General features: G+C 67.8%; 1 pseudogene (cut by a window edge). It reads left to right on the top strand.

The annotated features are described in order from the left end of the window. A pseudogene (locus GEV06_29085) lies at positions 1-264 on the top strand (hypothetical protein); it runs 329 nt beyond the window's last position.

Below are 264 nucleotides of genomic sequence, written 5' to 3'. Positions count from 1 at the left end.
CAGTACCTCCTGCGCCAGGCGGTCAAGCGGGCCCCGTGGACGTGGAGGTGACAACGCCAGGCGGGTCAGCGACGCTTACCGATGGGTTCGACTACTTTGGCGCAGGGGTCACGCCGCCGAACATCACAGGTGTCTCGCCGGAGAGTGGCGTCGCCGGCACGCCGGTCACGATCGCCGGCGACGGCTTCCTGCCCGGCGTGACCGTGACGATGTGTGGCCAGCAGGAGATCACGCCCGTATCGGCCAGTACGACGCTGATCACCT

It is taken from the genome of Luteitalea sp. (assembly GCA_009377605.1).
Taxonomy (GTDB): domain Bacteria; phylum Acidobacteriota; class Vicinamibacteria; order Vicinamibacterales; family Vicinamibacteraceae; genus WHTT01.
Note: the sequence above shows the minus strand (reverse complement) of the source record. Positions and strands in the feature narration are given on the sequence as shown.